Source organism: Cyanothece sp. BG0011, assembly GCF_003013815.1.
In the GTDB taxonomy this organism is placed as follows: domain Bacteria; phylum Cyanobacteriota; class Cyanobacteriia; order Cyanobacteriales; family Microcystaceae; genus Crocosphaera.
Map to the genome: position 1 here is coordinate 1 of NZ_PRLH01000178.1, position 870 is coordinate 870.

At 30.2% G+C, this 870-nt stretch carries 2 protein-coding genes and 1 pseudogene; all 3 read right to left on the minus strand.

Annotation, left to right across the window (positions count from 1 at the left end; all coding sequences use genetic code 11):
- A partial coding sequence (locus C4E06_RS21820) for a glycosyltransferase family 39 protein (RefSeq protein ID WP_198648936.1) occupies positions 1-427 on the minus strand: 427 nt, incomplete at its 3' end.
- Positions 369-602, minus strand: coding sequence for a hypothetical protein (locus tag C4E06_RS28995; protein ID WP_232826335.1), 234 nt, complete (start codon positions 600-602; stop codon positions 369-371). The genes C4E06_RS21820 and C4E06_RS28995, both read right to left, overlap by 59 nt.
- Before the next feature lie 66 nt (positions 603-668).
- Positions 669-870, minus strand: a pseudogene (locus C4E06_RS29000) (sulfotransferase family protein); the annotation flags it as partial.

The following is an 870-nucleotide window of genomic DNA, read 5'->3' on the forward strand; positions in this document are numbered from 1 at the left end:
TGGTTAAAGTAATATCCTCCCAGTTCCATTTATTCTTAAGTCTCAAAGAACGTAAAAGCATCCAATTAGACCATAAGCTGGTTAATAACCATAAACTATAGGGTCGTGCTTCTTGGGAATAAATGACATAAAAAGGGGAAACAGCCAATAAGGCCATGGCTAACCATGCAACTATATTTAATTCAAATAATTCTTTACATAATAAATATAAAACTAAGCAAGAAATGATACTCAATATTGCTGAGAGACTTCTTGTAACAGTCACTGAGTTACCAAATAAACTAACCCACAATTTGACCAGTAAAAAATATAAAGGTGGTAATTGTGCTTCTTCTTTAGCTAATCCGTAAATTGTTCCGATAGGGTTATTAAAGAAATGAGTTTTTTTGATATTTATGTAAATCTTCTGAACTAAGAATACTACCATTATACAGATTTTTGATAACCTCTTCTTCTGTATAACCAGACACTCTTAAAGATGTAAAAACCTCATCTTTCCAATAAATTCTATTTTCTAAATTAATCAATCGAACGATTATACCTAATATAATAATGAAAACAATGATGATTTTAAAAGTTTGCTTCAATAAAGTAGTTTTCATAGTCAATATCGTACTACTTATCTATAAGTAAAATAATAGACAAAATAAGCAATTAGGGATAGGATTTTAGAAGTTGTTAAGGGTTTGGCAGCACTGTTGTAACACAACATAAGAATCCTTAAAACTATTTTTTGCTTTTTCTAGTAGATGAGGAGAGATGGAAAAATTAAGGGGTCTTGGCTTTCTGATAATACGGCCAGAACGAATATTCTCTTTAAAATCTCCTATATTACGCTTGCCTGTGGTCTTTAATATTTGATAGTTTTCA